At 56.0% G+C, this 12,518-nt stretch carries 13 protein-coding genes; 10 read left to right on the forward strand and 3 right to left on the reverse strand.

What is annotated here, in order from left to right:
- Nucleotides 1-179 precede the first annotated feature (179 nt).
- Complete coding sequence (locus ACZ5M3_RS10380; RefSeq protein WP_464839499.1) at nt 180-1,112, reverse strand: hypothetical protein; 933 nt, start codon at nt 1,110-1,112, stop codon at nt 180-182.
- Between the two features lie 150 nt (nt 1,113-1,262).
- Between ACZ5M3_RS10380 and ACZ5M3_RS10385 the strand changes: the two genes are divergently transcribed.
- Genes ACZ5M3_RS10385 through ACZ5M3_RS10400 form a run of 4 tightly spaced genes read left to right on the forward strand, consistent with a single transcriptional unit; the run spans nt 1,263 to nt 4,882 of the window.
- Nucleotides 1,263-1,958: an FmdE family protein gene (locus ACZ5M3_RS10385; RefSeq protein ID WP_464839500.1), complete on the forward strand. Its 696-nt coding sequence runs from the start codon at nt 1,263-1,265 to the stop codon at nt 1,956-1,958.
- A 1-nt stretch (nt 1,959) separates the two neighbouring features.
- Nucleotides 1,960-3,063 carry an iron ABC transporter substrate-binding protein gene (locus tag ACZ5M3_RS10390; RefSeq protein ID WP_464839501.1) on the forward strand — a complete coding sequence of 368 codons (1,104 nt, stop codon included), beginning with the start codon at nt 1,960-1,962 and terminating at the stop codon, nt 3,061-3,063.
- Between the two features lie 5 nt (nt 3,064-3,068).
- A complete protein-coding gene (locus tag ACZ5M3_RS10395) occupies nt 3,069-4,103 on the forward strand; it encodes a FecCD family ABC transporter permease (protein ID WP_464840917.1) in 1,035 nt (344 codons plus the stop codon).
- Nucleotides 4,100-4,882 carry an ABC transporter ATP-binding protein gene (locus tag ACZ5M3_RS10400; RefSeq protein WP_464839502.1) on the forward strand — a complete coding sequence of 261 codons (783 nt, stop codon included), beginning with the start codon at nt 4,100-4,102 and terminating at the stop codon, nt 4,880-4,882. Before ACZ5M3_RS10395 ends, ACZ5M3_RS10400 begins: the two co-directional genes overlap by 4 nt.
- Here ACZ5M3_RS10400 and ACZ5M3_RS10405 read toward each other — a convergent pair.
- Together ACZ5M3_RS10405 and ACZ5M3_RS10410 are read right to left on the reverse strand one after the other, a co-directional pair.
- On the reverse strand, nt 4,844-5,803 hold the full coding sequence (locus ACZ5M3_RS10405; protein WP_464839503.1) for a tetratricopeptide repeat protein: 960 nt from the start codon (nt 5,801-5,803) through the stop codon (nt 4,844-4,846). The genes ACZ5M3_RS10400 and ACZ5M3_RS10405 overlap by 39 nt on opposite strands.
- A gap of 105 nt (nt 5,804-5,908) precedes the next feature.
- Nucleotides 5,909-8,995 (reverse strand): PKD domain-containing protein, encoded by a 3,087-nt coding sequence (locus ACZ5M3_RS10410; RefSeq protein WP_464839504.1) that lies wholly within the window; start codon nt 8,993-8,995, stop codon nt 5,909-5,911.
- Nucleotides 8,996-9,198: 203 nt separating this feature from the next.
- Here ACZ5M3_RS10410 and ACZ5M3_RS10415 point away from each other — a divergent pair, with 203 nt between their 5' ends.
- From ACZ5M3_RS10415 to pgiA, 6 genes are all read left to right on the forward strand, one after another.
- Entirely contained in the window at nt 9,199-10,143 is a 945-nt protein-coding gene (locus ACZ5M3_RS10415; RefSeq protein WP_464839505.1) for a ribonuclease Z, read from the forward strand.
- Nucleotides 10,140-10,841 (forward strand): TraB domain-containing protein, encoded by a 702-nt coding sequence (locus ACZ5M3_RS10420; RefSeq protein WP_464839506.1) that lies wholly within the window; start codon nt 10,140-10,142, stop codon nt 10,839-10,841. The genes ACZ5M3_RS10415 and ACZ5M3_RS10420 overlap by 4 nt, the downstream gene beginning before the upstream one ends.
- Complete coding sequence (locus ACZ5M3_RS10425; RefSeq protein ID WP_464839507.1) at nt 10,841-11,017, forward strand: zinc ribbon domain-containing protein; 177 nt, start codon at nt 10,841-10,843, stop codon at nt 11,015-11,017. The genes ACZ5M3_RS10420 and ACZ5M3_RS10425 overlap by 1 nt, the downstream gene beginning before the upstream one ends.
- Before the next feature lie 49 nt (nt 11,018-11,066).
- The gene (locus tag ACZ5M3_RS10430) at nt 11,067-11,246 is read left to right on the forward strand and encodes a KH domain-containing protein (protein WP_167903715.1); all 180 of its coding nucleotides are present in this window, start codon (nt 11,067-11,069) and stop codon (nt 11,244-11,246) included.
- A gap of 22 nt (nt 11,247-11,268) precedes the next feature.
- Nucleotides 11,269-11,880 (forward strand): site-2 protease family protein, encoded by a 612-nt coding sequence (locus tag ACZ5M3_RS10435; RefSeq protein WP_464839508.1) that lies wholly within the window; start codon nt 11,269-11,271, stop codon nt 11,878-11,880.
- 67 nt (nt 11,881-11,947) lie between these two features.
- Complete coding sequence (gene pgiA, locus ACZ5M3_RS10440) at nt 11,948-12,517, forward strand: glucose-6-phosphate isomerase (protein WP_464839509.1); 570 nt, start codon at nt 11,948-11,950, stop codon at nt 12,515-12,517.
- The last annotated feature ends 1 nt before the right edge of the window (nt 12,518 follow it).

Raw genomic sequence — 12,518 nt, forward strand, 5'->3', positions numbered from 1 at the left:
CCACGAAAGACGACGCTCTCATCGACCGGCTAACCCCTGTGAGAGCTTTAGGCTTCCCTGCCTCACCATATCCTCCCAAAGATGTTTGTTGACTGTGCAACAGGGTCTCCGCTGAGAATGTTGAGGGTGTAGTCCTTCCTCCATTAAGTTTTGGGGACGCCCTTAAAAATGAGCGGGTTTCAACCCCTGGGTTCACCGGCTTTCATTTTCCTCAGCTTCCATGCCAGGAGGACAAAGGTGCCAGCGCCCAGAAGGGCTTCACCCCTGATGCCGTTGAGCTCAAGGATTATGTCGTAGGGTACTAACCAGAATGCCAAAAACCCGAGGACAAGGGTGTACTTTCCCCTTTCGTCCAGACGGGCGGGCGTGGAGTAGAAGTGCAACGTTACGAGGAGTCCCAGGAGGGACGTCACGACCGGGGGCACCGGAGAGCGCGGAAGGGCAGTGAATATCAAAAACAGGATAGAAGACGCCAGGAGGCCGTGGAGGAAGGGATGCCTCCTCGGGAATGTCCCATCAAAGAGGGTCTCCCTTTTTATTTTCCTGGCCATCAGGAGCAGGGAAATCGTGAGGATTACCGTGAGGAGATACTGGAGTGCAGGTGCTCTGTATGAACCAAGGACAACGAAGAACACTGCACCGGACAGCAGAAACGACGCAGATGCGAGCATTAATCCCCTTTTTCCAAGCAGCCTCTCGTCCCGGAGCTCTGGATAGAGGGCGTCCACTACCATTATCGGGATGGTTATGCTCATGAGGGCGTGGAATATCGTCAGCCATACCGCCCAGACGGTGTTAACTCCCCAGGCTCTTCCATAAACCCCAAGGATTCCAAGATCGGGCCATTTCGGATTGAACCAGGATTTTATGACGAGCCCCTCCTCCACAATTCCGTAGACAAAGCCGAGGAGCATGAGCCTCAGGTAGTTCCTTCCCCACTGGACCCAGGCCTCGCGAACGAGGAGAGCGCCCGCACCGTAATATGCCCACAGGAGGGGGAACGATAGCGGATTGGTAAGTGCCTCCAGGGGAGGAGTAGAACCGCTCAGCACCTCTGCAAAGAACGGGGACAGGAATGACATGATCAGAGCAACCCTGATTCTGCGCTCCATGGAGGGAGCTTGTGCAAAGGGTGATTTATACCTTACCCCTCCTGTCCAATCTGGTTAGTTGCTGTCTGTCCGGTGCAACACCAAAGGTTGATAACACCTAGATTAAAAAACCGTTAAAAGCGTGCTACTTAATTGCCGATTGGTGATACCATGCTCGCGCTCAACCGTCTCGTGGAAGAAAAGGATGCCGGGAAGATTCTTGAATACGCCCGCGAGTTTCACGGCCACGTCTGTCCATATCTCGCCCTTGGAATAAGGGCGTCGCTGATAGCCATGGAGGAACTAGGCGTCGGAAGGCTCGACTACTCTGGAAGCGTCGATGAGTCCATTCTCGCCATGGTAGAGGTCAACAGCTGCTTTACTGACGGCGTCCAGGTGACGACAGGCTGCACGCTGGGAAACAACTCCCTGGTATACATCGACCTCGGCAAGACGGCCCTGACCCTCGTCAAGCGCTCCACATGGGAGGGCGTTAGGGTCTACGCCGACGCTGAGAGTCTGAGGAAGTACTACCCCCCGGGCACGACAGAGCTCTTCAATAGGGTCGTTAAGGAGCGGAAGGGAACCCCGGAAGAGCGGAAGCGTCTCTGGGGGCTCTGGGAGGAGATAGCCCACACCATGCTGGAGCTTCCAAAGGAGGAGTTCAAAATCGAGCGTGTTAGGGTTCCTCCTGTGGAGCAGGCGCCGATAGTGGAGAGCGTTCGCTGCTCGAAGTGCGGGGAGCTGGTCATGGAAAACCGGGTCGTTTACATAAACGACGAGCCCTTCTGCCTTCGCTGTGCGGGGGAGGTGTATCGTGCGGTGGTTGGAAGGGGAATAGTTGACGTCTCGCCGAGGGGGTGCTGAGATGAGGAGGCTCTTTGCCCTGCTGCTCGTCCTCATGGTGGTTTCGATAAGCGGCTGCATCGGGAATGATACAAGCACCGAAAGTGGGAAGGCAACGATAACCGTCACGGACGCCCTTGGGAGGAGTGTGGAGGTTCCCGCGAAGGTGAGCCGGGTGGTTGCCGTGGGCCCGGGAGCGCTGAGGCTCGTTGTTTACCTCAACGCAAGCGACATGGTGGTTGGTGTGGAGGACTTTGAGAAGCGCTACAACTTTGGAAGGCCGTACATCATAGCCCATCCGGAACTCAGGAAACTGCCCACAGTGGGCCCCGGCGGGCCGGGCAAGCTGCCCGATTTCGAGGCGCTCGTAGAGCTGAAGCCCGACGTTATCTTCATAACCTACGTGGACAGGGAGACTGCCGATGAGATACAGTCGAAAACCGGCGTTCCGGTCGTTGTTCTCAGTTACGGTCAGCTAACGACCTTTGAGGATGCGGATCTGTTCAAGTCCCTTGAGCTGGCCGGCAAAATCCTCGGAAGGGAGAAGAGGGCTGAGGAGGTAATAAACTTCATTAAGGCGGCCCAAGAGGATCTGATGGAGCGCACGGCGGACGTTGAGCCCAAGACGGTTTTCGTTGGCGGCATCGGTTACAAGGGGGCTCACGGCATGGAGAGCACAGAGGCAAGCTACCCGCCGTTCATTGTTGTCCGCGCCAAGAACGTTGCCGATGAGCTTGGAAGCGGCCACCAGTTCATTGACAAGGAGAAGCTCCTTGAGTGGCAGCCTGATTACATCTTCATCGACGAGGGCGGCCTCCAGCTAATCCTCGATGATTACTCCAAGAATCCGGACTTCTACGCCTCGCTCGGGGCAGTGAAGGAGGGCAACGTCTATGGCATACTGCCCTACAACTTCTACACAACAAACATCGGAACGGCCCTGGCCGATGCGTACTTCATAGGAAAGGTGCTCTATCCTGAGAAGTTCAGCGACGTCGACCCCGCGAAGAAGGCCGACAATATATACACGTTCCTTTTAGGGAAGCCCGTCTACGACGTCATGAAAGAACAGTTCGGCGGCTTTAGTAAGATAGACCTCTCCAACGGGACGGTCGTCTCGCCGTGATGGAGATGGACTACGAAGGCTATGTGGCAAAAAGGGTCTTCATTGGCCTTTTTCTTTCCCTGTCAATCGTTGTGGTTAGTCTGTACGCCCTTTCCCACGGGGCCTATTCGCTCCCCGTGAGGGAGGTCGTGGTCGCCCTCTTCGGCGGCGGAACGGACAGTGCCCGGCTCATAGTCTGGAACATAAGACTTCCGAGGATAGTTGCCGGACTTTTGGTTGGCGCTTCCCTGGCCATAGCGGGCGCGGTCATGCAGGGCTTTCTTAGAAATCCACTGGCCACGCCGTTCACGATGGGCGTCTCCCACGGGGCGATGTTTGGAGCTTCCTTTGCGATACTCCTTGGGGCAGGGTACGCGGAAAGCTCCGGGAGAATTTCACTGGACAACCCCTACGCTGTTGTCCTCTTTGCTTTCATCGGTGCTATAAGCGCCACAGCCGTGATTCTAACACTTGCAAGGCTTAAGGGACTTAGCCCGGAGGCGATAATCCTGGCCGGTGTTGCCATGAGCTCGCTGTTTGTGGCCCTGACCACGCTCGTTCAGTACTTTGCGGATGAGCTTCAGCTGGCCGCTATGGTCTACTGGAGCTTCGGCGACCTCGGGAGGGCCACTTGGCGGGAGGATTTGATGCTGTTCGCGGTTTTCGTCCCTGTTTTTCTGTATTTTGTCGTTAAGCGCTGGGATCTGAATGCATCCGTTATGGGTGATGAGGTAGCCAAGAGCGTTGGCGTTGACGTTGAGAGGGTCCGCCTCATCTCGACGTTTCTGGCAGCTTTAGTAACCTCCGTAAGCGTCGCTTTTGTGGGTGTCATTGGCTTTATCGGGCTGATAGCGCCCCACGCCGTCAGACTTGCGACCGGGGGAGACTATCGCTTTCTTGTTCCTCTATCTGCCCTGGCGGGCGCTTTGCTCTTGGTGGCAGCGGATACGGTTGCCCGGCTTGTTCTGTCCCCTATGATTCTGCCGGTTGGCATAGTGACGTCATTCCTCGGTGCTCCCGCCTTCATATATCTCCTTGTAAGGATGGAGGGGAGGAAATGAGTGCCGTAAAGGTCATGGATCTCCACTTCACCTACAACGGTTCGGAGGTTCTGAGGGGAATCAACCTTGAAGTTGATGAGGGTGAATTTGTGGCCATACTCGGCCCCAACGGTGCAGGTAAGAGCACGCTCCTCAAATGTATCGCGGGCATATTGGAATGTGACGCCGTGGAGATTCTTGGGCGGCCCGTACGTGAATACTCCCGGAATGAACTGGCAAAGGTTCTCGCCTACGTGCCGCAGAGATACGAACCGGGTTTTATGACGGTGTTTGACACCGTTCTTCTTGGCAGAAGGCCTTACATGGGGCTGAGACCATCGAAGGACGACGTTGAGACGGTATGGAGAGTGATGAGGATTATGGGTATCGGGCATCTCGCCCTGAAGACCACCAACGCGCTGAGCGGTGGGGAGCTCCAGAAGGTCAGCATAGCCAGGGCCCTGGCACAGGAACCGGGGATACTCCTTCTCGATGAACCAACCAACAACCTCGACCTTAAGAGCCAGCTGGAGGTCATGGAGATAGCGAGACACTTCTCCGAGGGGGGAGGGACGTCAATAGTGGTTATGCACGACGTTAACCTTGCCCTTCGATTTGCCGAGAGGTTTGTCTTCGTGAGTAATGGAGGCATTGTTGCAGACGGCGGAAGAGAAATACTGGAACCGGGCCTCTTTGAGGAGGTTTACGGGGTGAGGGTAAGGATAGAAGAGATTGGGGGAATCCCGGTGGTGGTTCCCCTCTCACATCTCAGCCTCTCCGAGGAACTCAAGAAGGTCTAGCAGGCGTGGGTCTTTGACCTTTTCTATGGCTTTTCCTGCCTCTTCGGCCTTGATCCTCCCATCCTTGTACAGGGCTATCGCCTTCACGGCCTCAAAGAACTCCGTCAGCTCGGGGAGGGCATTTGAGAACATGTCCATGTGCAGGTAAACCGTCTCAAAGTCGTCCTCAAGGAACAGCTGCCAGAGGACGTCCATGAGCGAGCCGAAGGCTATATCCTCGTAGTCGCTCCCCTTTGCATGGATGAGGGCGTAAAGGCATTCCTGAAGTGCCGCGTCGTAGTTCTCGTCCTCCTCGAATATCTCCTCAAAGCTGAGGTGGATTTCAACGAGGAGGTCGCTCTTGTTCAGAACCTTCGGCAGGATGCCTGCGAGCATGGCCTTCGCCTCGTAGGTTTCCCCGGATTCGAAGAGAACGTACGCCTTGTGGATGGCTATCTTCAGAACCTCGTCCTCGTCTTCAAGTTCGCGGTATATCTCCTCCGCCTTTTCCATGAGCCCTATGGCCTTCTCGTACTCCTGGAGCTCCTCATGGATGAGCGCCATGGCGTAGTAGATCTTCGCTATGTTCTCCCTGTTCCCCTTCTCGGTTTCCTCTTCGAGAAGGGCCCTGTAAAGCTCAAGGCTCTTTTCAAGCTCCCCTATCAGGTAGTAGAGGTCTGCCAGCTCGAACTTTACCTCGAAGGTGTCCTTCTCTTCCGCCATCCTTTCAAACTCGCTCAGCTTGTCTATCCCGAGAAGCTCGTGGAAGTAGTAAACGGTGAGCTTGTACAGTTCAAAATCACCACACTCCAGGGCGAGCTTTTCGGCCCTTTCGAGGGCTTCTTTAAGCTCCTCGTCGCCCAGCTCATCAACCCTGTGGTACAGAAGGCTTGCAACCTTTTTGCAGTCCGTCTCCTCGATTGCCTTCAGAATCTCCTCCATGCTAAACACCTCAGAATAGTTAGGCCTTCCCGAGTATTTAATGCTTTGGTTAAGCCGGTTTCATTGTGCCCCGGGCGGACTTCTGGGGAAAATAAATGGGGAAGCTCAGCGCCTCCTGAGAAGCGCCGCGAGGACTGCCACGAGGGCTATGATTCCAGGCCCGCAGGTTCCTCCGGATTCCGTTGGAGAAGGCCGGGTGCTCGATGGGGTCGTGCCCTGGGCACCTGGCCCGGTGGTTGTGGTGGGGCTGCTCGTTTCCTCCGGGGTTGATGTCGTGCTCGTCCCAGCGGGGGTTGTGGAAGTAGTTTCCGCTGGAGTCTGCGAGGTCGCTGCCTCGCCCTCTTTCACGGCTATGGTGATTCTCCTCACGTCCTCGGCTCCGCCATCGTCCCTCACGGTAAGCGTTACCGTGTAGTTGCCGGCTTTAGCAAAGGCGTGAACGGGCTCCGCCTCGTTCGAAGTTGAGCCGTCGCCGAAGTCCCAGCTCCAGCTCACTATGCTCCCGTCCCTGTCGTACGATTTGTCGGCGAAGCTAACTTCCTCCCCGGCCTTCGGCTCCTTGGGCAGGAACGTGAAGTCGGCCGTTGGGAAGTAGTTCCTCGGTTCAACCTTTATCTCCTTGTAGTAGCTTCCCTTAAGCCCGCTCTCGTCTTCAACGGTGAGCATGACCGTGTAGGTTCCCGGTGTGGCGTAGGAATGCCCCGGGTTCCTCTCGTCCGAGAAGGTTCCGTCGCCGAAGTTCCAGCTCCAGCCGGTGACGCTGCCGTCGGGGTCGCTTGAGCTGTCCATGAAGCTCACCTCGTCGCCGGCCTTTATCTCCGACGGCGAGTAGCTGAAGAGTGCGTTCGGTTTTTCGTTGTGCTGGACGTTTATAGTAGCGCTACAGGTCGCGTTCGCGTTCCACGGGTCGTAGGCTGTTAGGGTTACATGGTAGCTGCCCCTGTTTTCATAAACATGCCTCAGCTCGGTGTAGTTGCCCTCGAGAGTGTAACCATCGCCGAAGTCCATTTCCCACCTCATTGAGCCGTTTTCAGGATCACTAAGAGACAGGTTAAAGCCAACGTCAAGGGGCATCTTGCCACTGCCCGGGGTCGCCTCTATTGAGCACTCCGGCGGCTTGTTCATCATCCTCAGCACGTCGAAGTTTATCCGGAAGAAGCCGATGTTTATGAATATCGGACTCTGGTTCCTCCCCTCGTAATAGCTCCCCTTGCTCGGCACGTAGAAGTCGAGGACTAGATGTCCGTCATCGCTGTCCCTGTAGATGACCCCCGTGGCGTTGTACCACTTGTCCCTGTCCTCTATTCTCCCCTCGTACGCCACCAGTACGGAAGTTTCGTCCGAGAACTTTACCTCATGGGTTCTGACCCTCTCGTAGCCGTAGTCGCCCTGAAGGGAGCCCTCAACTCCGGCTATAACCCTGCTCCCGAGGGAGGTTTTTACATGGAGGGAAACTCCGACTGAGAACGTGTTTGTATCCTTTTCCCAATTGAGCTGCTTGGTGTACTGCTCATAGGAGCTCTGGACGTCGCTCGCCTCTATCGTGAACATTCCAAGAACATTAGCGGGCTCGTAGTTTTTGAGCTCCGTTATCCTGGTGGGGTAGGTGTTGATGTCCCCTATCTCGTGGAGCTCCGAGTCGTAGCTCTCGAAGTGGACGTTGGGCGGTCCCTTGGGAATCGACACAAGAATATACTGCTGTCTGCCGTTTATTACGGCGAGCTCCGGTGGTGAGATTATGGGGAACTCGTAGAGGTCGTAGTCAGTGCTCACGTATATCGCACCATCCGCCATATCCGCGAGCATCTTCTGGGTTATCGCCGTTTCGTAAGCGTTCCCCATCTCGTGCTGCAGTTTGTATCCAATAGATGTCTTCAGCCCAACCTCGACGGTGACGAGGCCGCCCATCCCCTGCTTGTACCGGAGATCGGCGGTGAGCCTCATGTCGTGGGTGGATTTGATTGATGCCACGGACTCCTCCGTCCGCTTGCTCGTGTACTCGGCGTAGAACTTCCCGGTCTCGTTTATGGCGTCGTAGTCCACTGGCGGGGAGTTTATCACCGCGACGACCTGGTTCACGACGTGGAGGGTGGCTTTGTTTGGTGGGCCCACAACTATGGAGTCCCCATTCACGTCTCCGACGGCCAAACCGGCACCGTAGGTGAACTCGGTTTCGAGCCCGTTGGGGCCGTTTAGGAGAGTCCCCTCCATGTCGTAGACCCTCACCCTCCCGTCGTCCTGTGACGCCCAGACTATCTCGTCAAGGCCGTCGGAGTTGACGTCCCCAACCACCATCCTGTCGCCTTTTTTGAATGAAATTGGGAAGTAGCTCAGCTCTTTGAGTGAGTAGACGTTGTTCCTGTACTCTATGCTGAAAACATGTATCCCCCTCCTCGCCCCACTGTTGCCACTGTCCTGTGTCGCTATGACGAGCTCCGGTCTCCCGTCAAAGTTGACGTCCCCCGCACTCACCTCGTCCCTCTCTGTGAGGTCGAAGTAGTCGTCGAGGCCGAGGGTGGTCACAAGGACTATCTCCTCGTGGCCAAATCCGGGCTTCATGTAGTGATCCTCCATGATGCGGAGCTCGTTTTCATCGTGGTCAGCGAGTATAATCTCGTCGAAGACTCCGTCTCCATTGGCATCCATGCCGGTGATGCTGTCCCCGTACTCGAACTCGACGTTGTCCTCACCCGGGGTGTACATGAGGCCGTATTCTATGATAATGATGCGGTCCCTGCTCCTGTCCGCTACGTATAGGCGGTAGTGTCCCCTTACCTTCCCTGTCTCTTCGTCCACGTAGCCCCAGAAGGCGCAGGTCAGGTCGTCTCCGCTCTCAAAATTGACGTCCCACTTCTTAAGTTCGTTCCCGTGCATGTCGTAGATGTATATCTTGTCCGTGCTCCTGTCTCCCTGGATTATCTCGTCCTTCCCGTCCCCGTTTATGTCGCACGCTATCAGCTCGTCCCACTTCTCATAGCCCGTTTGGAACTGTACCACGTAGCCACCGCTCTCGTTTTCAAAACCCCAGATGTAGTCCCCCCTGTCCCCTATGATGATCTCGTTATCCTTAATGACCATGCCACCTAAGCCATGAATCAGGTCGGCCTCCTGGGCACTCGCCCTTGGAATACATATGGTAAGTATTGCAACGGTCAGGAACAGAAAAACCAGAAGGATAGGCGTTCTCTCCATGAACTCGCCTCCTTTGTCTGAGTTTACAAAGGTCTGCAGAAGAGCAAACCTGTGTAAACCCACAGTACTATTGAAGCTTGAAATATAAAACAGTTTTCATTGATTCATGTTACTTATCCCAGGAGAAACTGATATGTTTGTCCACTAATCTGTTACGGTTCAGCCGGCGGTGGGGTTTTAAGGGGTCGTGGGAAGTATAGACCATGCTAGAAGTGATTTTCCTCGGCACCGGCGGTATAATGCCGACAAAGGAAAGGAACGTCCCGGCAATAGCGCTCAGATACAGGGGGGAGATAATCCTCTTCGACGCCGGAGAGGGTACGATGCGGCAGATGAACGCGGCAAAACTGAGCCCGATGAAGGTGGAGAAGATATTCATAACGCACTTCCACGGCGACCACTACCTCGGCCTTGCCGCACTGATCCAGACCATGAACCTGTGGGACAGGGAGAAACCCCTCCACATCTACGGGCCAAAGTACACCTTCGAGTTCGTTCAGAACTTCCTCAGCAGCGGCTTCTTCCGGCCGGGCTTCGATATACACGTCCATGAGCTCGGTGAGACGAGGCTGAAGTTCGGGGACTATGAAATCTGGAGCTTCAAGGTCGAGCACGGGATCCCTGCTCTGGGCTACGTCTTTAAGGAAAAAGACCGGCGCGGAAAGTTCCTGCCCGAGAAGCTGGCGGAGTACGGCCTGAGCGAGGGGCCGATCCTCGGGAAGCTTGAAAGGGAAGGCCGGATCGAGTGGAACGGCAGGATAATCCGCCTTGAAGACGTCACCGGGCCGAGAAGGAGGGGGCTGAAGGTCGTCTACACCGGTGACACGGAACCCTGCGAAAGGGTGAGGCTCTTTGCGGAGGGGGCAGACCTGCTGATCCACGAGGCGACCTACCTGAACCCCGCCCACAGGGGTGATAGCTATCACTCGACGGTGGAGGAGGCATGTGAGGTCGCTAAAAAGGCCAAGGTTAAGCTCCTCGCCCTCTTCCACAGGGCCTTCCGCTACACGTATGATGAATATCTGGACGAGTCCTCGCGGATATGCCGGGATTTTGGAGTGGATTTCATGGTTCCGAGGGACTTCGACCTTCTAACGTTTAAATCCGGTGAATTCAGCGTGAGAAACCTTCTGGAGGAGGGGAGATGAGCTATCTTCGCTACGTCAAGCTCATAGGCACGATGCACGTTTCGCCAAAGAGCAGGGAAGAGGTAATCAGGACGATACTCACTGAAAGGCCCCATGCCGTTGCGGTAGAACTTGACAGGGCGCGCTTTCTGGCCATGAACGAGAACCGGCGGCTGACTCTGGAGGAATCGCTGCGCTTCGGCAGGAAGGGGCTGATAAACTACGCTTTGGCCAAGGTCGAGGAAAAGCTCGGAGAGGAGTTCGGGATGAAGCCGGGGGAGGAAATGAAAGCCGCCATAAACGCCGCTCAGACCCTCGGCGTCCCCCTCTACCTCATAGACGAGAACATAAGCCTCATACTCTCAAAAATCCTCGCCGCACCGGGGAGGGAAAAGCTCCTCATGGCCCTGGAAGCGCTGGGCCTCTTCCTTCCCGTTGGGGGTGGTCAGGCTTCAGACCCCATGGCCGAGTACAGGGTTATGATGGTTCAGTTCCGGAGGCGCTACCCCTACCTCTACCGCGTCCTGGTGGAGGAGCGCAACGAGGTCATGGCGAGGAATCTCATCTCAATAGTCGAGAACCTCAAGCTCCGGGGGGTTAAGAGGCCGAGGGTCATAGCCGTCGTTGGCCTCGGCCACAAGCCGGGGATAGAGCACCTTCTCGACAGGGCAGGGGAGGGGAAGCTCCTCTCGCCCTACCCGACTGCGGGGGTGGTATGATGGAAAGAAGGCGTCTGGTATGTCCGCTCTGTGGCGGGACGGATTTTAAGGTTGAGGAGGGCAAGATAGACAGCAAATGGGGGTTCACTGCCCACAAGGTGAAGATAGTCATCTGCAGGAACTGCGGCTACGTCATGATGTTCTACAAGGGGAGAACCATCTGGGACTTCGATTGATTCGTTACTTTTATATTTGGAACCGCCACAGCATTCTTGGGGATCCACCATGAAGGACAGGCTCGAAAAAATGCTCAACGTCAAGATTCTTGAAATCGAGGAGCTTGAGGACAGGATAGTCGTTTACGTTCCGGAGGATCAGGTGAGAATAGCCGTCGGGAGCGGCGGTGCGGCCGTTAAGGCGGCGGAGCTTGTAATCGGCAAGAAGATTGAAGTGAAGGGCAAGTGAATTCTCCCCGCGGGGCGTTCTGATGAACTACGAACCCTGGCGCGCTGTGAATAGGCCCTGGGGTGCAGGAAGGGGGGAGATCGAAGATCTGCTGATTTCTTTTCTAGTCCTCACTCTGCTGTTTTCCAACTTTGACCCCCGCTCCCTCCCCTACGCGGCCGTGGCGGTTCTGACGGCTTTTCTCTTCCACGAGCTCGCCCACAGGCAGGTGGCGAGGCACTACGGCTACAGGGCCTACTACAAACGCTGGGAAACGGGCACGCTCCTCGCTCTCCTCGTTGGCATAACTACCCGTCTCCTCACCGGGACGACGTGGATATTCGCCGCCCTAGGCGCTGTTCAGGTTTATGCCCCCTACGCCGTCGACTCCAGGGAAGCCTTCGGGAAGATAGCCCTCGCTGGCCCCCTGACCAACATAGCCGTTGGCATTGTCGCCCTGATCCTTTTGAGAACTGCCCCTCCGTTCACGTCCCTCTGGTGGGTTTTCAGGACGACGGCAACCGTCAACCTGTGGCTGGCGTTCTTCAACCTGCTCCCGTTCCCTCCGCTGGATGGCTCGAAGGTCGTCCGCTGGAACGCAGGAGCCTGGGCAGTGTCCATCGGTGTTGCCTACCTCCTCTTCAGGCTGGTGTAACACTTCCGGTGATATAGAAGGGAAAGGTTAAATAGGCCCGCCCTCACTTCTATCACGGTGGTTTCCCATGGAGTACAAGAACCCGCTTGGTGTTGATATTGACCTCGAAACCGGCGTTATTCCCGGCGCCAAAAAGCTCGTCAGAAGGCTGAGCGACTTGAAGGGCTACTTCCTCGATGAAGAGGCATACAGCGAGCTCCTCAAGGAAAACCCGGTCGTCTATGAGGTCTATGCCGTCGAGCAGGAAGAGAAGGACGGAGACCTCAACTTCGCAACCACCGTCCTCCACCCGGGCAGGGTCGGAAAGGAGTTCTTCTTCACCAAGGGACACTACCACTCCAAGGCGGACAGGGCGGAGATATACTACGGCATCAAGGGAAAGGGCGGGATGCTCCTCCAGACCCCCAAGGGGAGGGCCGAGTGGATAGAGATGGGCCCGGGGACGGTAGTCTACGTTCCACCATACTGGGCCCACAGGACCGTCAATACGGGCGATGAGCCGTTCATCTTCCTGGCGATTTATCCCGCCGATGCCGGCCACGACTACGGGAGCATAGCGGAGAAGGGCTTCTCCAAGCTGGTCGTTGAGGAGAACGGCGAAGTCAAGGTTGTGGACAACCCGAGATGGAAGGAGTGAG

This window comes from Thermococcus coalescens (genome assembly GCF_055392585.1).

Coding starts and splice junctions, on each gene's coding strand:
- ACZ5M3_RS10430 (WP_167903715.1), top strand. CDS start 11,067: ATGAAGGACAGGCTCGAAAAAATGCTCAACGTCAAGATTCTTGAAATC.
- ACZ5M3_RS10400 (WP_464839502.1), top strand. CDS start 4,100: ATGAGTGCCGTAAAGGTCATGGATCTCCACTTCACCTACAACGGTTCG.
- ACZ5M3_RS10420 (WP_464839506.1), top strand. CDS start 10,140: ATGAGCTATCTTCGCTACGTCAAGCTCATAGGCACGATGCACGTTTCG.
- ACZ5M3_RS10380 (WP_464839499.1), bottom strand. CDS start 1,112: ATGGAGCGCAGAATCAGGGTTGCTCTGATCATGTCATTCCTGTCCCCG.
- ACZ5M3_RS10435 (WP_464839508.1), top strand. CDS start 11,269: ATGAACTACGAACCCTGGCGCGCTGTGAATAGGCCCTGGGGTGCAGGA.
- ACZ5M3_RS10385 (WP_464839500.1), top strand. CDS start 1,263: ATGCTCGCGCTCAACCGTCTCGTGGAAGAAAAGGATGCCGGGAAGATT.
- ACZ5M3_RS10415 (WP_464839505.1), top strand. CDS start 9,199: ATGCTAGAAGTGATTTTCCTCGGCACCGGCGGTATAATGCCGACAAAG.
- pgiA (WP_464839509.1), top strand. CDS start 11,948: ATGGAGTACAAGAACCCGCTTGGTGTTGATATTGACCTCGAAACCGGC.
- ACZ5M3_RS10395 (WP_464840917.1), top strand. CDS start 3,069: ATGGACTACGAAGGCTATGTGGCAAAAAGGGTCTTCATTGGCCTTTTT.
- ACZ5M3_RS10425 (WP_464839507.1), top strand. CDS start 10,841: ATGGAAAGAAGGCGTCTGGTATGTCCGCTCTGTGGCGGGACGGATTTT.
- ACZ5M3_RS10410 (WP_464839504.1), bottom strand. CDS start 8,995: ATGGAGAGAACGCCTATCCTTCTGGTTTTTCTGTTCCTGACCGTTGCA.
- ACZ5M3_RS10405 (WP_464839503.1), bottom strand. CDS start 5,803: ATGGAGGAGATTCTGAAGGCAATCGAGGAGACGGACTGCAAAAAGGTT.
- ACZ5M3_RS10390 (WP_464839501.1), top strand. CDS start 1,960: ATGAGGAGGCTCTTTGCCCTGCTGCTCGTCCTCATGGTGGTTTCGATA.